Consider the following 22,021-nt stretch of genomic DNA (forward strand, 5'->3'; position numbering starts at 1 on the left):
CAGAAGGGAAAATTGCTCATGGATAGTCAATGACCGACCACTTCGTGTCTTATAACCCTAAGCAATTTTAAGTACCCCCATTGACCAAAAAATAGGGTCTCAAGCCTCCCCTTGGCTCCGCCGCGAGCTACCGCTCTACAAGGGGATGAAAAAAAATCAAGTTCAATATTTCAATTCACTTTACTTTAACTAGAGGTACTGTTAACGCAGTTCCTCCGACAGGAGGCTAACTGATAACTGATAACTGAAATGACGGTGGGGTATTAAACCCGCAACAGAATAAATTATTTATCCAATATTGAAAATTAAAAATGATTTCAGTTTCTCATCGCTTTGAATCTCTACGCAATTCGGAAAATGGTCGCCAGTGTGCTTTTATTCCTTTTATTACGGCAGGCGATCCAGATTTGGAAACTACGGCCAAAGCTTTGGAGGTATTGGATAATAATGGGGCCGATTTGATTGAGTTGGGTGTGCCCTATTCTGACCCTTTGGCTGACGGTCCAGTAATTCAGGCTGCTGCTACTCGTTCTTTGGAACGGGGGACTACTTTGGAGTCGGTGTTGGAGGTGGTGCAGACGACGAGCAAAAAGTTGCGATCGCCAATTATTTTGTTTACTTACTATAATCCGATTTTGTCTCGAGGGGTGGAGAGCTTCCTGAAAAAAGTTTATGATGCTGGTGCTAGGGGTTTGGTTGTGCCGGATCTGCCGTTGGAAGAGGCGGATATTTTGTTAAAACCTGCTGGGGATATTGGGGTTGAGTTGACCTTGTTGGTGGCTCCTACTAGCCCAAAAGAGAGAATAGAGGCGATCGCTCGTCAGTCTCAAGGGTTTATTTATCTGGTGAGTGTGACTGGGGTAACGGGAATACGTAATCAGGTACAGACACGGGTTGAAGATTTGTTGGTAGAAATGCGAGGGGTGACAGATAAACCTATTGGTGTTGGTTTTGGCATTTCTCAACCGGAACACGCTGTGCAAGTAAAGGAGTGGGGGAGTGATGCGGTTATTGTTGGTAGTGCGGTGGTGAAGCGTTTGGCAGAGGGGACGCCGGATGAGGGTTTGGAGGCGATCGGGCAGTTTTGCCGAAGTTTGAAGTCTGCTATTAGTTGAAGGAAGAAGGAAGAAGGAAGAAGGAAGAAGGAAGAAGGAAGAAGGAAGACTGAAAATTAACTGTAGAAGAAGGGAAGTTGTAGGTAGTATGTCTGAACACCTAGTCCCTCTCTCAAAAATCTTGCCCCAGTGTTAAATAGATCGTAAAATTAAGAAATAATTATAAACTTCCGGTTGTGTTATGTAAGCCATTGTCCGGTAGTAGGGAGAAATGAAATTATGAATTATCGTCCAATTATTCTAGGAATTGTCGGTGATAGCGCTGCGGGTAAAACTACTTTGACTAGAGGAATTGCTCAAGTCTTAGGGCCAGAAAATGTGACTGTGATTTGTACAGATGACTATCATCGCTATGATCGAAAACAAAGGGCAGAAATAGGTATTACAGCCCTACACCCAGATTGTAACCATCTTGATATAATGCAGCAACATTTGACTCTGCTGCGTACTGGACAAGCAATTCTTAAGCCCATTTATAATCACTCAACGGGAAAATTTGACCCGCCAGAATATATTAAGCCTAACAAGTTTGTGGTTGTTGAGGGACTATTGGGTTATTCGACTAGGGGGGCGAGAGATTGTTACGATGTGAAGGTGTACCTTGCACCACCAGAGGATTTAAGGGCGAAATGGAAGGTAAAACGGGATACGATGAAGAGGGGATATAGTGAAGAACAGGTTCTCAAAGAGATGGAAAAACGGGAACCAGATTCGGAGGAGTTTATTCGCCCCCAGAGAAAATGGGCAGATGTGGTTGTTACTTTCTATCCTCCTTCAAATGATGAAAATAGCTCTGAACTTCATGTACGCTTGGTGCTTAGGCCAACTATTCCTCACCCAGATTTTCTAGAGATTATTGGCCAAGGTAGTCCTAGTTTTCAGCCAGCAGTGCGTTTGGGGTTGGACCGGGATATGGGTAAACCGGTGGATGTTTTGGAAATTGATAGTCATGCTACTAAGGAACAGGTAAATGAGTTAGAGATGATTTTATGTCAGGATACGCCTTATTTAAAGGATTTTTGTTCGCCGAAAGGAGACCCAGATATTGGTAAGTTAGTTGGTACGACTGGGGAGGTGCTTCAAAGTTATCCTTTGGCTTTGACTCAGTTACTTGTTGCTTATCATATGATTAAGGCAACTAATATTTTTCAGTAATATTTAGTTTTTAACTATCGTATTCTTGTCATGTGTTTTCTCACTAAAGTTTGGTTATATCGGTAGATTAATATCAGTAAATATTGAAATATAAACTATGCTGAATAAAGTTTCCGCCGAAGAATTTTATGATAATTATGCTATCAAATATGATGATGTTGTGTTTAAGGGTAAGTGTAATGCACAGCATTTGAATGAGGCGGTCAAAATATTCCATCGACACAATTATCATCAAGGTAAGATTTTAGATATAGGTTGTGGAACAGGGTTTCTAAGTGGATTATTGCAGGGAAATTTTGAATATACAGGGATTGATATTTCAGCTAATATGCTAGATTATGCAGCTAAAAGAGGTTATAAAACTATCCATAAACCCATAGAAACTGCTTTGGCTGAAATTGATTCCCAGTCGTATGATTTTGTTTTTTGTTTAGGTTCATTGTATTTTGTTGAAGATGCTCAAACTGCAATTGAACATATTTATCGGATTTCCCGCAAAGCTATTATAATCAGCATTGATGAATTGACAGAGGAATATATTAAAAACTTTACTGTTCCGGTTTATGACCATTCAAAAATTTTAGTTGAAGATGCCATCGAAGATTATTTTATTATAGGCTGGACTTCTTCAAGCCAAGGTATTGATATCCGAACTCGCATGATTTATTTTGAACAGAAAAACTAAGGTTTTTTCAGTTATCGGTTATCAGTACCTCTGCAATAAGGAAGCTACGAAAATACGGAATTCTCTTTCTTTTATCCTCTTAAAAGGGGAGGCGCATACCCACGATTTTTCGGTAATTGTTTAATAATATTTAACGTTTAATGTTGCGGATTAATTAGATTATATGGGATGGAAAATCTAAGTCAATTTTGAGCTATAAATTATGGTAAATAAAATTTCTGCTGAAGAGTTTCATGATGATTATTCTGCTAAGTATGATGATTTGGCAAAGGCTAGGAGTAATCTAAAGTTTCATAATGAGGCAGCTAAAATTTTTTATCAATACAATCATCATCAAGGCAGTATTTTAGATATTGGTTGTGGAACAGGGTTTCTAAGTGAATTATTACAAGGGGATTTTAAATATACAGGTATTGATGTCTCAGCTAATATGCTAGATTATGCAGTCCAAAGAGGTTATAAAACTATCCATAAACCGATAGAAACTGCTTTGGCTGAAATTGATTCCCAGTCCTATGATTTTGTTTTTTGTTTAGGTTCATTGTATTTTGTTGAAGATGCTCAAACTGCAATTGAACATATTTATCGGATTTCCCGCAAAGCTATTATAATCAGCATTAATGAATTGACAGAGGAATATATTAAAAACTTTGTTGTTCCGGTTTATGACCATTCAAAAATTACAATTGAAGATGCCATCGAAGATTATTTTATTATAGGTTGGACTTCTTCAAGCCAAGGTATTGATATCCGAACTCGCATGATTTATATTGAACCAAAAAACTAAAGTAATGGTTTAATAATATTTAACGTTTAATGTTGTGGATTAATTAGATTATATGGAATGGAAAAGATAAGTCAATTTTGAACTATAAATCATGGTAAATAAAATTTCCGCGGAAGAATTTTATGATAATTATGCTGCAAAATATGATGATGTGGCAAAGAGACAGTCTAATGCAAATCTGCATAATGAGATGTTGAAAATCTTCCAAAAATACAATCATCATCAAGGTAGTATTTTAGATATTGCTTGTGGAACTGGACTTTTAAGTGAATTATTACAAGGAAGTTTTGAATATACAGGGGTTGATATTTCAGGTAAGATGCTGGATTATGCAGCTAAAAGAGGTTATAAAACTATTCACAAATCTATTGAAACTGCTTTAGCTGAAATTGATTCTCAGTCTTATGATTTTGTTTTTTGTTTAAGTTCATTGCATTTTGTCGAAGATGCTAAAACAGCAATTGAGCATATTTATCGAATTGCCCGTCAAGCTATTATCATCAGTCTTGATGAGATGACAGAGGAATATATTAAAAACTTTGTTGTTCCGGTTTATGACCATTCAAAAATTACAATTGAAGATGCCATCGAAGATTATTTTATTATAGGTTGGACTTCTTCAAGCCAAGGTATTGATATCAGAACTCGGATGATTTATGTTGAGCAAAACAATTAAATTGAATTATAAATTAAGTAGTGATTTTTAGTTTACCTCCTGATAATTAAAAGGATGTACTGAACTAATATCACTACTTCTAAAAGACTATATTTTTTTAAAATAAGAAAGGTATGATTGAAGTGGGGGCAGGTATCATTTCACTACCTCTAAAATCTAGTAGTTGTACAATAATTAAATAGGCGATCGCTAAAGCTATAGAAATAGCTCCAGTAATAATAGCCACAATTTTTCCACGATCCATAATTTTCTCCTGAGATTATATAAATAAAAAAATTAGTTTTTGTGGGTTGGGCTGAGGAACATTAGCATTTGCTCCGCATTCCGTAGGGAAGCCGATCCCAAGGATAAACCCAACAGACAAAAGGAGTTTGTTGGGCTGCGCTAGCGCTTAACCCAACCTACGATATTATAACTTTAGCAATCAATACTTTTGAATTTTGACTTTTGACTTTTGACTTCTAACCCAGAACGTCTACGCAAAACCTCAACTAAAGTGAGAAAATCTTCTGGTAAAGGAGCGATCGCTGAAATTAACTCTCCAGAAACCGGATGTTGTAACTCTAGTCGCCAAGCATGAAGTGCTTGACCAGTTAAATTGACTCCTACCGAACGACCTTTTCCATAAATAGTATCGCCCACTATAGGATACCCTATTTTAGCACTGTGAACCCGAATTTGATGAGTCCGCCCAGTCTCTAACCGAAACAACATCATGGAAAAATTCCCCAAACGTTCCTGAACTTCCCAATGAGTAACGGCGACTTTTCCGCCTCTTTCTACTGGTGTCACTGCCATTTTTTTACGGTCTACCCGATGACGACCAATAGGTAGGTCTATTTTGCCACTATCTGTTTTCGGACTACCATAAACCACTCCTAAATATTCCCGCCTTGCTGTTTTTGCTTGCAACTGTGCCTGCAAATGTTGATACGCTTGGTCTGTTTTCGCCACCATTATTGCTCCGGTGGTATCCTTATCCAAACGATGCACAATACCAGGTCGTTGCACCCCACCAATACCCGCCAAAGAATCACAATGAGCTAAAAGTGCATTCACCAAAGTACCTTCAGAATGTCCGGGAGCTGGATGTACAACTAAACCTGCTGGTTTGTTGATAATTAATAAAGCATCATCTTCGTAGAGAATATCCAGAGGAATATCATTAGCTTCTATTTCTAAAGGTACTGGTGGGGGAATAGTTAAAATAATCCGATCGCCATACTGTACTATTACTTTTTTAGAAGTGCAGAGTTGGTCGTTTATTTTCACATTACCTTGGGATATTAACTTTTGAATATGCGATCGCGAGATATCAGGTATTTGCTCAGATATCCAGACATCCAAACGCTGACTTATTTGCTTGACAAATTCACTCTTACTCTTTACTTCTAAAATTATTGAACCTTCATCAGCCATAACTTGTCATTTCAGTTATCAGTTATCAGTTATCAGTTATCAGTACCTCTGGAATAAGGAGGCTTGAAATCTGAAATATTCTCTTTATGTTATCCCATTAAAAGGACAGGAGGCTTTAGACCAGAATTTTTCGGTAAAAATTGTTCTTGGGATAAAAACCCGATTAAACCTAAACTTAAGTATAAAATAACAAAATATCAAATATAGCACTACGCAAATAGGTTAGATAAATGCGGATGCGACCCCACGACGACCTTAGTCTCAAGCGGTCGGAACCCGGCGAGGTCTCCTCGCCATGGGAACGCCGACCAAGAGAGGGAATGCTGACTCCTTTTCGGGAACGCGCACCAAGCAGCTCAAAGTTAGTCAGGAATGACTTTTAACTTTTGACTTTTAACTTTTGACTTTTGACTTCTAACTTACGCGTAGCGCTATAGGTTGGCCAAAAAATCTACTGATTTAGAGAATGAAACATACTCTTTCTGTTTTAGTTGAAGACGAAGCGGGAGTTTTGACCCGTATTGCTGGTTTATTTGCCCGTCGTGGTTTTAATATTGAAAGTCTGGCGGTTGGCCCAGCAGAACAATCTGGTGTTTCTAGAATTACAATGGTGGTGCCTGGGGACGACCGTGTTATCGAACAGTTGACCAAGCAACTATATAAGTTGATTAATGTTTTGAAAGTACAAGATATTACTGCTATTCCTTGTGTGGAACGAGAGTTAATGTTAATCAAGATTAATGCTACTACAAATATGCGATCGGAAGTGGTTGAGATTGCAAATATTTTTCGGGCGCGGGTAGTAGACTTAGGTGACGACTCATTAACTATTGAAGTAGTAGGAGACCCAGGAAAAATGGTTGCCATTGTCCAAATGCTTGCTAAATACGGTATCCGTGAAATTGCTAGGACAGGCAAAATAGCTTTAACTCGTGAGTCTGGAGTTAATACTGAGTTCCTAAAATTGAGAGCTTTGGAAGTAAAAATGTAAGTATTTTCTAGGATGTAAATTAGGAAAGGGTTAATCCTATAGGATAGGGAATGGAAATTTAAGCTTTTCTCTCAGTTTCAAGACTATGACTTGTTTTTTTCAGAACCTAATTTCCCTTGATATTTTACTGATTTAATTTTTATCCTAATTCTAGTTATTTTCAATTAAATATCTTATCTTAAGTAATTACTCCTTTTTTGAGTGCAACCTCATTAGAAGTAATTACTTTTTTTATTCAAAAGTTTTTTTGTTTATTAAATAAATCAAATAACAATCTCCTCAAGGATATCCCACCCTAAGACTCGTCAAAATACGATTTTTAGCTTAAAAAAAAATCGAACAATAGTTTTTTCACTTAATACAAAATTACTAACTTTTTTATCTTGCAAAATTACTCCCGGAACTTTACAAAGTCTCATGTAAAACTGGATAGTAAATTAAATAATCGCTTGTTATTAAAACACAAAACAAGTAGTTAAATTGTTTCAATTAATTATGAATTTAAACTACATGATTTTGCTGATTTTTCGGGCAATATTTAATTACTAAAAACCTGAATTAACAAGGGAAATAATCCCTGTTTTTCAAGTACTGCAGTTTAAATTTACAACACAACAAACCATGGCTACTACACTTCCTTCCGCTCAAGACCAATATATGCTCGAATTGATCAACAGAGGTCGAGCAAATCCTCAAGCAGAAGCAGATCGTTATCTAGATGGAATAAATGGAAGAGATGGAGACCTAAATCAAGGAGTTCGCGCACGAGATACAATCACCACTGATGCAAAACAACCTCTAGCATTTAATCTCAACCTGAATACTGCTACTGAAGATCACGCTCAATGGTTACTAGATGAGAACAAGTTTCAACACAGAGGAGAAGGTGGTACAAACTCCAGACAACGTATGCAAGCTGCGGGCTACACATTCACAAACCCCTCTGGTAATGGGGAAAACCTTGCTTGGTTAGGAACAACAGGTACGCCCAACCTCACTACTTTTGTGAGGAGAAACTACGAAAACTTGTTTATTGACAAAGACTACCGTAACAGAGGACATCGTGTAACTCTGATGAATGATGACTTCCAGGAAATTGGAATTTCTTCACTACAGGGACGGTTGACTTCTGGTGGTAGAACTTTCAACGCAGTGATGAGTGCCCAAAACTTTGCTTATTCGGCAGCGAGTGGCCCATTTATCACAGGTGTTGCCTACACTGATGCAGTCACTGATGACGATTTCTATACAGTTGGTGAAGGAATAGGCGGAATAACAGTTACAGCGGTTGATACAGAAAATAGTGCTAATACTTTTACCACAACAACTTGGGAGTCAGGTGGTTATAGTTTAGATGTAGACCCAAATGCGACTTACGATGTAACATTCTCTGGGGATCTCGATGGGGATGGTCAGGCAGATGATACAGCAACTTATGAAGTTACTGTTGGTTCCGAAAACGTCAAACAAGATGTAGTCAGTGACAATTTACCTTCATCTACTCCCACCAATAGCGCCCCCACAGCAGTAGAAATAGATAACGATACTATTGCCGAAAATAGTAACAATAATACAGTGGTGGGTAATCTAACTACTTCTGACTCTGATGCTGGTGATACTCACACTTATGAATTATTAAATGATGCTAATGGTCGTTTTGCTTTGGATGGAGACCAAATAGTAGTTGCTGATGGTTCTAAATTAGACTTTGAAAGTAATGAGACTCATAATATTACTGTGCGCACTACTGATGATGGTGGTGAAAGTTTCAATCAACGGTTGACTATTAATGTAAGTAATGTGGATGAGACCCCACCTAATAGCGCCCCCACAGCAGTAGAAATAGATAACGATACCATTGCCGAAAATAGTAATAATAATACAGTGGTGGGTAATCTAACTACTTCTGACTCTGATGCTGGTGATACTCACACTTATGAATTATTAAATGATGCTAATGGTCGTTTTGCTCTGGATGGAGACCAAATAGTAGTTGCTGATGGTTCTAAATTAGACTTTGAAAGTAATGAGACTCATAATATTACTGTGCGCACTACTGATGATGGTGGTGAAAGTTTCAATCAACGGTTGACTATTAATGTAAGTAATGTGGATGAGACCCCACCTAATAGCGCCCCCACAGCAGTAGAAATAGATAACGATACCATTGCCGAAAATAGTAATAATAATACAGTGGTGGGTAATCTAACTACTTCTGACTCTGATGCTGGTGATACTCACACTTATGAATTATTAAATGATGCTAATGGTCGTTTTGCTCTGGATGGAGACCAAATAGTAGTTGCTGATGGTTCTAAATTAGACTTTGAAAGTAATGAGACTCATAATATTACTGTGCGCACTACTGATGATGGTGGTGAAAGTTTTGAGCAACGTTTAACTATTAATGTAAGTAATGTGGATGAGACTCCACCTAATAGCGCCCCCACAGCAGTAGAAATAGATAACGATACCATTGCCGAAAATAGTAACAATAATACAGTGGTGGGTAATCTAACTACTTCTGACTCTGATGCTGGTGATACTCACACTTATGAATTATTAAATGATGCTAATGGTCGTTTTGCTCTAGATGGAGACCAAATAGTAGTTGCTGATGGTTCTAAATTAGACTTTGAAAGTGATGAGACTCATAATATTACTGTGCGCACTACTGATGATGGTGGTGAAAGTTTCAATCAACAGTTGACTATTAATCTCAGTGATGTGGATGAGACTCCACCTGAGCTTGAAAACTTCCGTACTATGTACGGAGGTGACAGGAACGACCGTATGCGTGGCACAATAGGTAACGATTTTATCAACGGTGAAGGTGGCAATGATGTACTCATTGGGCGCCCAGGTGATGATCTACTGAATGGTGGTCTTGGAAACGATCAGCTCAGAGGTGGTTCTGGTAACGATACTCTTATAGGAGTAGATATAACTTCTGCTCAACCTGGTTATAATGAGAGAGATGTTTTGCAGGGCAGTGCTGATGCCGATCTATTTATCTTAGGGGATGATAGTCAAGTTTACTACATTGGAAATGGTGTAAAGGATTATGCTCGGATTGAGACTTTCAATGGTGATCAAGGCGATCAAATTCAACTATCTGGAAGTAGTGGTGACTATACATTAGAAGAAAATGTTTCTGGATTGCCAACAGGAACTGCTATCTACAATAATGATGATTTGGTTGGTATTGTCAGGAATGTTAGAAATATGGATTTGAATAGCAGTGATTTTTCTTTTGTATAAACCTCTAGTTTATTCTGAATTTATTTTATAGTAGTGGTGCATTTGATGATTTTGGTAAAGGTATGGTGAGCATTTTAGCCACCATCCACCACGACTATGAAGTCATATCGTGTCCGTTGGTATCGTTTGTGTAAAAGTTGGGGAAATATCTATCGTCATACAAAGTTTTTCCTTCTCTTGTAGGGGCGTTAACGATAGTTATGTGCAAGCTTTCGGCCGTTTGCTGACGCATAGCTCCGCTTTATATGTTGCGGAGCAAAACGCCCCTACTTCTTCCCTACCTTCTCTATACAATACCGATGCTACCGGACATGATATTAGAAGTAATATCAAATCCGTTTAATTCGGCACGTAAAAAATGTTCCATCTTCAACCATTACCAAATATTTCTCGATATTCCCCTCCTCGGAGGGGTTAGGGGTGGGTTCCCATCTCCCCATCTCCCCATCTACCCATCTACCCCTCAAGCAAATGATTTTTGTGCGAAAAGACCGGACTTTTTTCACTATTTTCCATTCTACCTTGAAGCCAATAAGTAACCATTTCTCCTCTACCTCTAACCGAAATATTTCCCCGTGGTTCTAATAAATATTTATCTTTTAAGAGTTGATAAGTAGCTTGGGTAACTTGAATTTTTCCAGGTATTCCACTTGCTTCCATTCGAGATGCCACGTTAACTGTATCGCCCCACAAATCATAAATAAACTTTTTAGTACCAATTACTCCTGCTACAACAGTTCCAGTATTAATACCAATCCGAATTTGGAAAGGTTTTCCCAAGTCATTTAAAAACTTAGGAATTGCCTGCTGCATATCTATTGCCATTTCAGCGATCGCTTCTGCGTGGTCGTCTCTAGCTGCGGGTAAACCACCAACAACCATATAAGAATCTCCGATAGTTTTAATTTTTTCTAAATCATGTTTTTCAGTCAATTGATCGAAAGCTGAGAAAATTCGATTGAGCATATCAACTAATTGATTAGGAGGTATCCGAGCTGAAAAACCAGTAAAATCGACAATATCAGCAAACAAAATAGTCACATTTTCAAACCGTTTAGCAATTGGATGTTGATTTTGTTTTAATTTTTCGGCAATCTTTGCAGGCAAAATATTCAACAATAAACGGTCAGATTTTTCTTGTTCTAATCTGAGCGCCCTCTCTGCAGACTTACGTTTTGTAATATCTTGAATTGTACCTTCATAGTAAAGTATTTCTCCCTCAACATTACGAACTACACGAGCATTTTCAGAAATCCAGATTATACTACCATCAACACGATAAGCCTCTGATTCAAAGGATGATATAGAACCATCTTTTTCAAGGGCAACAATAAACTCAGAGCGACGATTTGGCTTAACATATAGTTGTTGGCTAATGTCAGTCATCTGATTTTTCAACTCTGTTTCTGAGGAACAACCATACATCTTGACTAAAGCAGGATTTGCACTAATGAAATATCCTTCTGGGGAAGTTTGAAATATACCCTCTGCAGTATTCTCAAAAATGCTACGATATTTTTCCTCGGCTCGTTGTAGCGCATCTAGTACCCGTTTGCGTTCTGTAATATTACGTGCCACCCAAATCACACAGTTATCTGGTAATGGTGAAATATTAGCAGTAAACCAAATTTCATTAGGATTAGGAAGAGGAGAATAGGGATAGGGAGGCGAGCTAGAAGATTTGTTGTAATTAGGAACTTTGCATGAGATTCCCCATAGAGAGTTAGGCTTTTGAAGATTGCCGTTCTGTGGATTTACAAGTAGACTATATTCTAAATTAACAGTTTCATGTGTATTCAGCACCCGCTGAATATTAATCATAAATAGGTTTGCTTGTTGAGGTGGCAAAACTTCATAAACACTTTTACCAATCAATTCATTGATGGGACTATATAACACTTCTGAATTAGTAGATAAGATTTTGACATATCTACCTTTAGCATCGAAGACAGTAATTACATCAGTCATTGCCTCAAACAAAACCCGCAGTTCCGCTTCTGATTTTCTTAAGGCGGTTTCTACTCGTTGACGCTCTGTAACTTCCATCATTAACAAACGATTTGATTCTTTGAGAGCAGCAGTACGTTCCTCAACCTTTGTTTCTAACTGTTGATTAGCTCTTTGCAAAGCTTCTTGTGCTTGTTTACGTTCTGTAATATCTTCAACAGTTCCTTCGTAACGAATTAACTGACCATCTCGGTCTCGCACAGCTCTAGCATTTTCAGAAGTCCAGATCAGACTACTATCTCGGCGATAAACTTGTGACTGATAGTTAACTACAATATCTTGCTCCTGTAGCATTTGCATAAGTTGAGATCGGCTTTCTGGATTACCGTAAAGTCGATGTTGTAAGGAGGTAAGGTTAGTAATCATCTCTTCAGGAGATTCATAGCCATAAATTCTAGCTAATGCGGGGTTAACGCTGATGAAGTAGCCATCGGGAGTTGCTTGAAAAATTCCCTCGACGGCATTTTCAAAGATAGTACGATATCTCTCTTCTGCTTGTTTTAGTGCTGCTTCTGCATCTTTGCGCTCGCTAATATCAATACCTACAGCAAAAGCTGCTTTTCCTCCAGCGTATTTTTGGGAAACAATTAAATAATTGCGAGCAACGCCATTCACATGAGCAGATACTTCTCGACAGTCATCGTGAGCGGGACTAGCAAAAAATTGGCGCATAAATTCAGTAAATTCTTGGCTGGCTTTGAGAAAGCCAATGTTTTGACCAATAAAAGCTTCTTTCGGTAAATTGTAAGTTTCTGCTAAATGTTTATTAACTCCCAAGTAGTGTAAATCTGAGCTAATCCAAGAAACAATTCCTGGTACTGCTTCTAAAATAGCTCCTAACTGTTCTTGAGTTGCTCCAAGGTCTGATTCAGCTTGTCTGCGTTCGGTAATATCAATACCAACAACAAATGCAGCTTGATCGTGATTATATTTGCGAGCAACAATTAAATAATTTTTGGTTTTATTGTGGTAATTTGAAATAATCTCAGAAGTTATTTCCTGCTGATAACTTGCAAAAATTCTTTAATTAAGGTATTAAATTCAGAGCTTTTATCTATAAAACCAATATCTTTGCCGACAAAATCTGTTCGTGGTCGGTTAAAGATATCAGCTAATTGTTGATTGACTTCAATATAAGTTAAGTCTGAATTAATCCATGAAACCATTCCAGGAACTGCTTCTAACGCTGTTTCTAGTTTTTCTTTAGCTGCTAAAAGATTTTGTTCTGCTTGTTTGCGTTCGGTAATATCTATGCCTACTATAAAAGCAGCTTGGTTTTTGTTGTACTTTTCTGCTACAACTAAATAATTTCGAGGTTCTCCATGAATTTGTGATACTATTTCACCTGTGATTTCAGATTCAGAACTGGCAAAAAACTTCTCAACAAATTTATTAAATTCAGAACTTGTGCCTAAAAAACCAATATTTTTACCCATAAATTCTTCTCTGGGTATACCAAAAATATCAGCTAGCTTTTGATTGACTTCTATATAACATAAATCTGAACTAATCCAAGATACTGTACCTGGTACTGCTGCTAATACTGTTTGTAACTGTTCTTTGGCATTTATTAGGTCATTTTCTGCTTGTTTGCGTTCAGTAATATCTATACCTACTACAAAAGCAGCTTTGTTTTTGTTGTACTTTTCTGCTACAATCAAATAGCTGCGAGGTTCTCCATGAACTATTGATGTAATTTCACGACTTGTTTCTAAATTTGAACTTTCAAAAAATTCTTGTAGAAAGTTATTAAACTCAGAACCTGCTCCTAAAAAACCAATACTTTTGCCCGCAAATTCTTCTGTAGGCATACCGAACATCTCAGCTACCTGATGATTAACTTCTATGTAGCGTAAATCTGAACTAACCCAAGATACTGTACCTGGTACTGCTGCCAAAACTGTTTTTAATTGCTCTTGGGCTGCTTTTAGAGCTATTTCTGTTTGCTGATGTTGAACTATTTCTTGCACTAAGCGATCGTTTGATTCTTTGAGTGCTGCAGTGCGGTCTTCAATTATGATATTTAACTGATGCTCATTTAAAATGCAGCTTGAATTTGCCGTTTTTAGTTCACTTACAGTTTGGCGCAGAGCAATTAACTCCTGAATCAATTCCTCTTTAGTTTTATCTTGGTCATTCATAATTTTCAAAGTTTATGATGATCTGGGAGTATATTAATTTACAGCAGATTCCATGTAAATGTGGCACAGTAGTTCAGAGTCCAAATAATGAAAGCTTATTTAACACCCATACTCAGGATTGGAAAAACTATATTCTTTCCTACTCCTTACTCTGTACGGACGTTGCATGCAACGTTCCTCCCTGCTCTGTACAGACGTTGAATTCTAGTCCCTACTTCATAAACCACCGAATACGCTGTATATCTAATAGTGTACTTTTTGAAATAAAATTGTTTTGATTCCTATTTAATTTGTGGGTAATAAATATAATTGTTATTATCAATTAATACTAACTGTTGACGATAAATATTAATGATTTTCTCTCTCCTACGAGAATAGTGGTTTTAATTTAGGTAGAGTGGGCTTGAATAATTTTAAAATATTAAATTTTTTTCATTTAAATCCTCCTATTTTCTATTTTCAAACCACCCATACTAAAAATTAATTAAATTGACAAAGGTAACAATTTAACAGTTGTTTATATTTAGATGTCAGGGAGTTATCTACCAGTCTATTCACTGATCTAGTAGACATTTCCTGATATAATTTGTATCAATGATGATGTTTTTTTCTGGTTTTATATTTGTGTATCCCTGATTTTGAGAAGATTACACATGAAGATGCCCCACGATAGTCAAAAACTAATAATATTCTAACACTCTCAAATCTTAATGTCAAAAATTGGCCATAACTCAGAAATAAATTGTTACTTTTAATATTCGGGTAATAGGTATAGTTGGGAGTGGGGAACCCACCCCTAACCTCCTGGGAGGGGAAGAGGGGAGTGGGGAGTGGGGGGTGGGGGAGTAGGGGAGTAGGGGAGTGGGTGAGTGGGGGAGATTAAATATTGAAGTAATTATAGAATTATCAACATATACTATATAACCGGATTCACAATTACAGGGAACAGGGAACAGGGAACAGGGAACAGAGAACAGGGATAAGTGTTTCACTTAGTTTAGAGCGGTTTTCATTGGGGTAGACTGTAGTAGGGACCTTCCATGGAACGTCCCTACAACCCACATTCCGCACGTCAAAATGTAGTATCCCAGACTAAGCATTTAAACCCTTGCCTGATAATAATTATGAAAATCATCGTAAAATTTCGGTAAGTGGGAAACCACCGTCTTTTAAGCGGTGGATGGAAACGACGGGCGCGGATTTTAATCCGTAGTCAAAAAATGTGTTATAATTAACCTTAAACTTAAAAAGTAGCCTCAATGGTCTTTTGGCCGGAGAGAGTAGTGGCAATTGACACCGCCTAGTAGGGGCGATTCGCGAATCGCCCCTACTGCTGCTGTATACGTACTACGGTACGGTACTGGCAATGTGGTTGTTGCGAGCAATGTGAAAATCGAGGTTTTAACCCGATTTACAACTCCTAGTCACGAATCCACGCGGATTTATCCCGTGGAGTGTCAAAGGTAAAAATACATATTACCGAAAAATTGTGGTTTAAAGCCTCCCCTTTTAAGGGGATAATAAGCGGTCGAGGGATGGCGAGGTCTCCTCGCCATATCCAATCGACCAAGAGAAGAAAAATTTTCATGAATTTGTCAATCCTCTTCTTTTCAAGGAGAGGTAATTATTCATTATTCATTATTCATTGTTGAAACAGGCTATTAATATAAATTCTCAAAAATAGAGGCTGTAATCCAAATTCTTCGTTAAAAATACCCTTGTAGTATGTTTGTGGTGCGGAATGTGGGCTACAAGATTTTGCTTGTGAAGATGTGGCTCATCAATTTGAAAACCGCTGTAAACTCTTTATCTCACTGCAATACAGTCAATTTCTACAAGTACATCTTTGGGTAAGCGAGCAACTTCAACACAGGCACGAGCAGGGGCATTTTCGGGGTCGAAGTATTTACCGTAAATGGCGTTGACGGTGGCAAAGTCGTTCATATCTTTGAGGAATACGGTTGTTTTGACAACATTTGACCAAGTGGCACCTGCTTCGGTGAGTATAGCTTCTAGGTTTGCCATAACTTGTTCTGTTTGTTTACTTACATCCTCGGTGTAGACTATTTGATTGATTCTAGTATCGATCGCTATTTGACCGGAGACGAAAATCATTTGACCTGTGGCAGCGATCGCTTGATTATATGGGCCAACTGGTTCGGGGGCTTTGTCAGTTTTGATTATTTTGCGGGTTGTCATATTTTGTTTTTTTTGTTAATTGATTATGGCTTGGTGTTGATGGCTAATAATTTTCAGCTTGATACATTTCACCATTTGGCATTATTGCATAATTAAAGTCTGTTTTTGTAACTTTAATGGTAAGCATTTAGCTGTCAGCACTTCAGCACTTCCCTGCGGGATGCGCTCGCATTCAGCTATTGTCTTTAGTTTGAGATAAAAGCTTTACTAATTGAGGTATAATTTATACTTACTACCAAAGTTTACTTTAAAGTCTATATTTATCAGGACTTACGCAGAGACTCTACATATAGGGAGGGCGAATGCCATTTGCTAGCGCAGAGCTGCCGCTAACGCCCCTACAAATGGTGGTTGAAAAGTCAATTTGCGTAAGTCCTGTTTATATAAACTTCCTCATGAGAGCTGAGAGCTGACAGCTAATAGCTGAATGCTAATGTAGTTATATCAAATCCGGTAGCATCGGTATAAAATCTTTTGAAGTAGGAGTCAGGAGTCAGGATAAATGGGAATTATAGAGGAGATAGTAGGAAGAATGAGATATAGTGATTTTTCTGCCCAACTCTTGACCAAAATCCTAAGTTTTTGAACCTGAGACACCTAAAAAATCGTACTTTTTGATACTTAAAAGACTAATTTTTTATCTGTAATGACTTTTAGATTTAATCAAAAAGCCCTAATTATTAATTATTAATTATTAATTGTTTAATGCCATCATCTTGCTATTAAGTAGAACGGTGCAAAAAAACAGCAAGTTAGTAACGAAAAGTAAATTTGCTAAAAACTCTCTTCCTTTCTGCCTTCTACCCTCTGCCTCCTGCCTTTTCATAACGATAATTTTCAACACCGACCTACTTATTCATCTATTTTTTGACCACAATGGGGACAAATTATAGATTTTTTATTTTGATTTGAAGCCCGTTTTTTTTCTATTTCTTCAGTAAAACCAGAAGCAACTATACCTGCTGGTAAAGCAAATATACCAACTCCTATTAATGCAACGATCGCCCCTAAAAATCTACCCAAAGGAGTAACAGGATAAACATCTCCATAACCTATAGTAGTTAAAGTGATAATTCCCCACCACATAGCAGCAGGAATATGAGGAAAATTATCTGGTTGAGCTTCATTTTCAGCGAAGTAAATCAAACTGGCAGAAGTTACTAATAAAACTAAACCAATAAATAAAGCAATAACTATCTCTTCTTGTTTTGACTTGATAACTTGACCAAATAATTTGACTGTAGTTGAATATCTACCAATTTTGAATAATCGAAATATTCTAAATAAGCGAAACGAACGAGTAAATATTAGATTTGGCCAAAATAATGGTAAATAAAATGGAAGAATTGCGATTAAATCAATAATTGCTAAAGGTTTAACCATAAATCGTATTCTTCCCCATACTGGATGTTTATATCCAGAAGCAACATTGGATGACCAAACCCTTCAAGAATTTAGAATTTAGAATTTAGAATTTAGAATTACCTCTCCTTGAAAATGGATAGGATTGGGTTAAAAGGATTTTTTTCTTCTCTTGGTCGATTGGATATGGAGAGGTTTCCTCGCCATCCCTCGACCGCTTTTTTCTCCATGAATGGAGAGGCTTTATACCTTAATTTTTCGGTAAAATATATTCTATGGTAAATATAATTACTGATATTAGTTCAAAGTTATCTAACCAGGTTTGGTATTGCTGATAAATCTCTTCTACTGTGGAGATAATTACAACTAGAATACTCATAAAAATCAATGTGATGATGCAGATTTTGAAGGTTTTGCTGTAAGTATCTCCGGGATTATCTAGCTCAATAATTTTAAATATTCGGCGTTTAATTTTGTAGAGCATTTTTCTAGATAAGTTTTGGAGTTATTTTCATTTTTTGCAGAGAATTATATAGTCATCTATTATATGATGCGAGTCATAATTTTGTCCTAGATATTCACGTTGAAGTGGACTCATATATTTCAAAACTGGTAATGTCTTGACAAATTTTGAGAAATTTCCTCTTTCTTCTCTCATACCTGTTGAAGTCACATATTTATACCACTCTAATTTTAATCCTAATTCCTCAACAAACTTTTCAACTAATTTTTTTCTTGGATCGTATCTTCTTTGCGCTGCATATTATAAACTTTAAAAAATTTATTTATTTGAACAATTAACATTACAGAACCATCACTACTCAAACTTTCCTGAAAGATTTTTCGATAAACCTCGAAAGACTTTTTCTTTTCTGCTTGGTCAGCAAATAAACCATGAGAAATAACTATAAAGTCAAAGAAACTTCGAGGCAAAACTTTCGATTGCTCGTTGTACGACAAAATATCAGTTGTATCAAATCGAAAATAAAGATTAGTTGGCATTCTTTGCTGTTCTATATATTGTCGCCAAAACTGAAGACCTCGATACTGAAATTGAGCTTGTTTTTCTAGGGAATAATAAGATATGTGCATCGGAGGGTTTACTAAAAAGCCACTACTACTTTGCAGAAATAAGGCTAATCCATAGGCTACTGTTCCCGGACCAGCAGCAATATCTAATATCTTCATTTTTGTTGGTAATAATCCACTTTTGTAGACAAAATACCAAGCTAAATAATTACAATAAACATTATTTAAAAAATATTTCATAAAATAGACATGAGGAGTTAAGTTGAAGCCATAATCTGGATCGGCTCCACGCTTTAACCACTCTATATCTCTGTTAGCTTTTTCTAATTCTAGTTTTCGTTTTTTTTCAGGTATTCTTTCTATTTCGGTTTTGATATACTCTGCCAAACTTGATTCAAAATCTTCAAATATCCGTTCATTTATTCCAGTACATTGCAATAAATTTTCATCTTTTTCAATTAATTGAAAACTATTCGTGACAAAATCAATAAATTTTGGTTCTGGGGTCAATATATAGTCATCAAGTCGTCTAATTACTGGCTCGTCAAAATCAACTTTTAATTCTAATTCATCTAATTTGTAAACAGCTTTTCTCAGATGCTCGGTTAAACTGTTTATTTCTCTATCTTTGTCATGTAAAGATGCCTGAAATTTCAGCTTATCCTGATACAACTTTTCTAAGGGTGATAATTTAACTCCTGAATTTTGAATAGCTTTAAATATTTGATTAGCTTGAGCATTTTTGCCTTGTTTTAGGGCAAACCAAAACTTGAGAGAACGCCAAAAATTTGTGATGTAATTCTTCATTAGTCAATTCTGTCTGAAATTATTTAATTCCTCAATTATTTAGTCAGGACTTACGCATAACCACCATATATAGTAGGGGTGAACGGCCGTTCGCCCCTACAGATGGTGTATTATTTGATATTTTGTGTAAGTCCTGTTAGTGTTTGTATTAACTTTAGCGGGAGAATTTTGATAATTTATCCCTAGATTAAACTGTTGATTTATCTATCTTTGTTATGTACAGGACTTACACAGAGACTCTACAGCAGGGAATAGGGAATAGGGAACAGGGAATAGGGAACAGTGGAAGTGGAAAAAGTATTTATCTGTCTTACGGTTCATCATTAACATAAGTCAAACACCAACTCGTTTCTTGCTATAGAGATGGGGAGGGCGAATATCATTCACCCCTACAGATGAGGAAGGCGAATATTATTCGCCCCTACAGATGGTGGTTTAAAAGTCAATTTGCGTAAGTTCTGATGTAAATATTCCTGAAACTTTGTAAGTATTTCCCTATCAAACTTTTCTAGGGGCGATAATTTAGCTCCTGAATTTTCAATAGTTTTAAATATTTGATTAATTTGAGAATTTTTACCTTGTTTTAGGGCAAACTAAAACTTGATAAAATACCAAAAATTGGCGATTTAATTATTCATAAGTAAATCCTGCCTGACCTTCTTTAATTTCTACATCACTCAGTATTTCTACTAACTTAGATTTGAAACTTTGATAATTGTTATTTTCATTATCGTACCACCAACTATACTTTTTTTTCATATCGATAGCCTCATTGCGAGTGCTGGCTATGAGAGAACGCTTATGACTAGCATGAAACTCTTGAATTACAACTCTATCTACAAAATTTAGTTGTCTAATAAAATTTTCTTGTTCTTCTGGCAACGTCGGCAGTAAAGGAGTAATAGTAATAGAAAGTTTAGGCAAATAACCTGTTAAATCATTAATTGTTGTTTTAATTTTTTTCATGGCATTAACTCTAGCTTTAATACTAGGGGTTTGAGGCTCAAAATCTTTTCTAACTTTTTCACTACCAGTAGGGATACTCATATTAATTCTTAGGTGTTTAAATCGCTGTAAAATATCAATATCTCTAGTTATCATTGGGCTACGAGTTTGGATAACTAAAATTGGTTTATATTCCAACATTACTTCTAATAATCTACGAGTTAATTGAGTTTTAGATTCTATCGGTTGATAGGGGTCTGTTACACTACTCATATAAATACTAGGAGCTTTAGCAGGATTTTTCTTCTCCCATTTCAATAATTCTTTCTCTAAAACTTCCGCAGCGTTTTCTTTAATCACAACCCATTTTCCCCACTCATTTCTCATTTTTTCATTAGGGCTAAAAGCTGCCGCATAACAATAGCTACAACCATATTGACAACCACGATATGGATTTAAAGTAAAGTCATAAGCTTTAATAAAACCACTAGCTTTATTCAATATCGATTTAGCATTTTGTGCATAAACATTAGCACTGCCAAAATTTTCACGAACTACTAACATATTAGATACTAAAATAATATTTAAAAATTATCAAAATTCTAGATTAATTCAGTATTTTAAAGGCTAAAATTCTCATAAATCAAATGTAAGCATTCAGCTTTCAGCTATCAGCTATCAGCTATGAGTTATGAACTTATATCATAGTGATAAAAAAAACTTTCTCTTTCTTCTTCTTTCTTCCTCCTGGGAGGGGTTAGGGTGGGCTGACTCCCTGACTCCTGACTCCTGACTCCTTCCCTCTTTTATAGATTAATAATTTTATTTATTTCTGATGCTTTTCTAGTCCCTTCAGCAACTTTTAGCGTATACAAACTTGCTTCTGGAGTTACATATAAAGGAGTTCCCTCCAGTAAATGTTCAATTACCATTTTTGTATCTTTAGCAAATAAACCACGCCGCGCGCCCACTTCTATAGTTTGTGTTTTTTCTCCCTGCAATAGTTGGCCTTGTTTAGGAGTAAAAATTAATGTGCCTGCTTCCCCGTAAAGAGTAAAAGTGTTTTCTGAGAGCCAAAATGTTTCACCTTTGCCATAGACACTTTCCCCAATAACACCATTGCTAAATCTTAACTGGGCACTACACAAACAAGCATTATAAAGGTCTGCTTCAGTGTACCAAAATTGACTTTGGCAATTGACATTATCAACTTGACCAAATAGATCGGTAAACCTATGCAAACGAGAAAGCGCTCCCATAAAAGGAAAGCCAAATAATGAAGGCTGATAAGTCCATTTTACAGGTGCTGGCTGTTTAGAATTGATTGTAATGTAACGAGCGTAAAAGACTTTACCAATAGCTGATAAAGATTGTTTGATAGCATTATGGAGACCGCCAAGAAGCTCAATATGTTCGACGTGCAATAGCTTATTTTTCTTAGC

17 protein-coding genes and 1 pseudogene are annotated in these 22,021 nt (G+C 36.6%); 7 read left to right on the forward strand and 11 right to left on the reverse strand.

The window, feature by feature from the left end; genetic code table 11:
• Positions 1 to 311: 311 nt before the first annotated feature.
• From trpA to SAGCYANO_RS32070, 5 genes are all read left to right on the forward strand, one after another.
• The gene (trpA, locus tag SAGCYANO_RS32050; protein ID WP_202223767.1) at positions 312 to 1,115 is read left to right on the forward strand and encodes a tryptophan synthase subunit alpha; all 804 of its coding nucleotides are present in this window, start codon (positions 312 to 314) and stop codon (positions 1,113 to 1,115) included.
• 219 nt (positions 1,116 to 1,334) lie between these two features.
• A complete protein-coding gene (locus tag SAGCYANO_RS32055; protein WP_202223768.1) occupies positions 1,335 to 2,270 on the forward strand; it encodes a phosphoribulokinase in 936 nt (311 codons plus the stop codon).
• A 97-nt stretch (positions 2,271 to 2,367) separates the two neighbouring features.
• Positions 2,368 to 2,955 (forward strand): class I SAM-dependent methyltransferase, encoded by a 588-nt coding sequence (locus SAGCYANO_RS32060; protein ID WP_202223769.1) that lies wholly within the window; start codon positions 2,368 to 2,370, stop codon positions 2,953 to 2,955.
• A gap of 202 nt (positions 2,956 to 3,157) precedes the next feature.
• Positions 3,158 to 3,742: a class I SAM-dependent methyltransferase gene (locus tag SAGCYANO_RS32065; RefSeq protein WP_202223770.1), complete on the forward strand. Its 585-nt coding sequence runs from the start codon at positions 3,158 to 3,160 to the stop codon at positions 3,740 to 3,742.
• 91 nt (positions 3,743 to 3,833) lie between these two features.
• Complete coding sequence (locus SAGCYANO_RS32070) at positions 3,834 to 4,418, forward strand: class I SAM-dependent methyltransferase (protein ID WP_202223771.1); 585 nt, start codon at positions 3,834 to 3,836, stop codon at positions 4,416 to 4,418.
• A 97-nt stretch (positions 4,419 to 4,515) separates the two neighbouring features.
• Here SAGCYANO_RS32070 and SAGCYANO_RS32075 read toward each other — a convergent pair whose 3' ends face one another.
• Together SAGCYANO_RS32075 and SAGCYANO_RS32080 are read right to left on the reverse strand one after the other, a co-directional pair.
• Positions 4,516 to 4,662 (reverse strand): hypothetical protein, encoded by a 147-nt coding sequence (locus SAGCYANO_RS32075; protein WP_202223772.1) that lies wholly within the window; start codon positions 4,660 to 4,662, stop codon positions 4,516 to 4,518.
• 173 nt (positions 4,663 to 4,835) lie between these two features.
• Positions 4,836 to 5,837, reverse strand: a complete 1,002-nt coding sequence (locus SAGCYANO_RS32080; RefSeq protein ID WP_202223773.1) for an RluA family pseudouridine synthase — start codon at positions 5,835 to 5,837, stop codon at positions 4,836 to 4,838.
• A 466-nt stretch (positions 5,838 to 6,303) separates the two neighbouring features.
• On the opposite strand from SAGCYANO_RS32080, the gene ilvN reads away from it, so the two are divergent.
• Positions 6,304 to 6,828, forward strand: coding sequence for an acetolactate synthase small subunit (ilvN, locus tag SAGCYANO_RS32085; protein WP_202223774.1), 525 nt, complete (start codon positions 6,304 to 6,306; stop codon positions 6,826 to 6,828).
• A 621-nt stretch (positions 6,829 to 7,449) separates the two neighbouring features.
• The gene (locus SAGCYANO_RS46080) at positions 7,450 to 10,089 is read left to right on the forward strand and encodes a cadherin domain-containing protein (protein ID WP_202223775.1); all 2,640 of its coding nucleotides are present in this window, start codon (positions 7,450 to 7,452) and stop codon (positions 10,087 to 10,089) included.
• 94 nt (positions 10,090 to 10,183) lie between these two features.
• Here SAGCYANO_RS46080 and SAGCYANO_RS32095 read toward each other — a convergent pair whose 3' ends face one another.
• From SAGCYANO_RS32095 to SAGCYANO_RS32140, 9 genes and pseudogenes are all read right to left on the reverse strand, one after another.
• Positions 10,184 to 10,321: a hypothetical protein gene (locus tag SAGCYANO_RS32095; RefSeq protein WP_202223776.1), complete on the reverse strand. Its 138-nt coding sequence runs from the start codon at positions 10,319 to 10,321 to the stop codon at positions 10,184 to 10,186.
• A 97-nt stretch (positions 10,322 to 10,418) separates the two neighbouring features.
• A complete protein-coding gene (locus SAGCYANO_RS32100; protein ID WP_202223777.1) occupies positions 10,419 to 10,556 on the reverse strand; it encodes a hypothetical protein in 138 nt (45 codons plus the stop codon).
• Positions 10,546 to 14,237, reverse strand: a pseudogene (locus tag SAGCYANO_RS50840) (adenylate/guanylate cyclase domain-containing protein). The gene SAGCYANO_RS32100 and the pseudogene SAGCYANO_RS50840 overlap by 11 nt, the downstream one beginning before the upstream one ends.
• Before the next feature lie 1,806 nt (positions 14,238 to 16,043).
• Entirely contained in the window at positions 16,044 to 16,436 is a 393-nt protein-coding gene (locus SAGCYANO_RS32115) for a RidA family protein (RefSeq protein ID WP_202223779.1), read from the reverse strand.
• Between the two features lie 852 nt (positions 16,437 to 17,288).
• Positions 17,289 to 17,819, reverse strand: coding sequence for an ion transporter (locus SAGCYANO_RS32120; RefSeq protein WP_202223780.1), 531 nt, complete (start codon positions 17,817 to 17,819; stop codon positions 17,289 to 17,291).
• A 229-nt stretch (positions 17,820 to 18,048) separates the two neighbouring features.
• On the reverse strand, positions 18,049 to 18,282 hold the full coding sequence (locus SAGCYANO_RS32125) for a hypothetical protein (protein WP_202223781.1): 234 nt from the start codon (positions 18,280 to 18,282) through the stop codon (positions 18,049 to 18,051).
• 239 nt (positions 18,283 to 18,521) lie between these two features.
• The gene (locus SAGCYANO_RS32130) at positions 18,522 to 19,634 is read right to left on the reverse strand and encodes a photosystem II assembly protein (RefSeq protein ID WP_237396904.1); all 1,113 of its coding nucleotides are present in this window, start codon (positions 19,632 to 19,634) and stop codon (positions 18,522 to 18,524) included.
• Positions 19,635 to 20,264: 630 nt separating this feature from the next.
• The gene (locus SAGCYANO_RS32135; RefSeq protein ID WP_202223782.1) at positions 20,265 to 21,143 is read right to left on the reverse strand and encodes a radical SAM protein; all 879 of its coding nucleotides are present in this window, start codon (positions 21,141 to 21,143) and stop codon (positions 20,265 to 20,267) included.
• A 242-nt stretch (positions 21,144 to 21,385) separates the two neighbouring features.
• The coding region (locus tag SAGCYANO_RS32140; protein ID WP_237396905.1) for a Gfo/Idh/MocA family oxidoreductase at positions 21,386 to 22,021 on the reverse strand (636 nt) is incomplete at its 5' end.

The sequence above is a fragment of the Okeania sp. KiyG1 genome (assembly GCF_014132355.1).
Classification (GTDB): domain Bacteria; phylum Cyanobacteriota; class Cyanobacteriia; order Cyanobacteriales; family Microcoleaceae; genus Okeania.

Bases quoted from the DNA above. Each gene is read 5' to 3' on its own strand.
- trpA (WP_202223767.1), top strand. From the start codon at position 312: ATGATTTCAGTTTCTCATCGCTTTGAATCTCTACGCAATTCGGAAAAT.
- SAGCYANO_RS32055 (WP_202223768.1), top strand. From the start codon at position 1,335: ATGAATTATCGTCCAATTATTCTAGGAATTGTCGGTGATAGCGCTGCG.
- SAGCYANO_RS32060 (WP_202223769.1), top strand. From the start codon at position 2,368: ATGCTGAATAAAGTTTCCGCCGAAGAATTTTATGATAATTATGCTATC.
- SAGCYANO_RS32065 (WP_202223770.1), top strand. From the start codon at position 3,158: ATGGTAAATAAAATTTCTGCTGAAGAGTTTCATGATGATTATTCTGCT.
- SAGCYANO_RS32070 (WP_202223771.1), top strand. From the start codon at position 3,834: ATGGTAAATAAAATTTCCGCGGAAGAATTTTATGATAATTATGCTGCA.
- SAGCYANO_RS32075 (WP_202223772.1), bottom strand. From the start codon at position 4,662: ATGGATCGTGGAAAAATTGTGGCTATTATTACTGGAGCTATTTCTATA.
- SAGCYANO_RS32080 (WP_202223773.1), bottom strand. From the start codon at position 5,837: ATGGCTGATGAAGGTTCAATAATTTTAGAAGTAAAGAGTAAGAGTGAA.
- ilvN (WP_202223774.1), top strand. From the start codon at position 6,304: ATGAAACATACTCTTTCTGTTTTAGTTGAAGACGAAGCGGGAGTTTTG.
- SAGCYANO_RS46080 (WP_202223775.1), top strand. From the start codon at position 7,450: ATGGCTACTACACTTCCTTCCGCTCAAGACCAATATATGCTCGAATTG.
- SAGCYANO_RS32095 (WP_202223776.1), bottom strand. From the start codon at position 10,321: ATGCGTCAGCAAACGGCCGAAAGCTTGCACATAACTATCGTTAACGCC.
- SAGCYANO_RS32115 (WP_202223779.1), bottom strand. From the start codon at position 16,436: ATGACAACCCGCAAAATAATCAAAACTGACAAAGCCCCCGAACCAGTT.
- SAGCYANO_RS32120 (WP_202223780.1), bottom strand. From the start codon at position 17,819: ATGGTTAAACCTTTAGCAATTATTGATTTAATCGCAATTCTTCCATTT.
- SAGCYANO_RS32125 (WP_202223781.1), bottom strand. From the start codon at position 18,282: ATGCTCTACAAAATTAAACGCCGAATATTTAAAATTATTGAGCTAGAT.
- SAGCYANO_RS32130 (WP_237396904.1), bottom strand. From the start codon at position 19,634: ATGAAGAATTACATCACAAATTTTTGGCGTTCTCTCAAGTTTTGGTTT.
- SAGCYANO_RS32135 (WP_202223782.1), bottom strand. From the start codon at position 21,143: ATGTTAGTAGTTCGTGAAAATTTTGGCAGTGCTAATGTTTATGCACAA.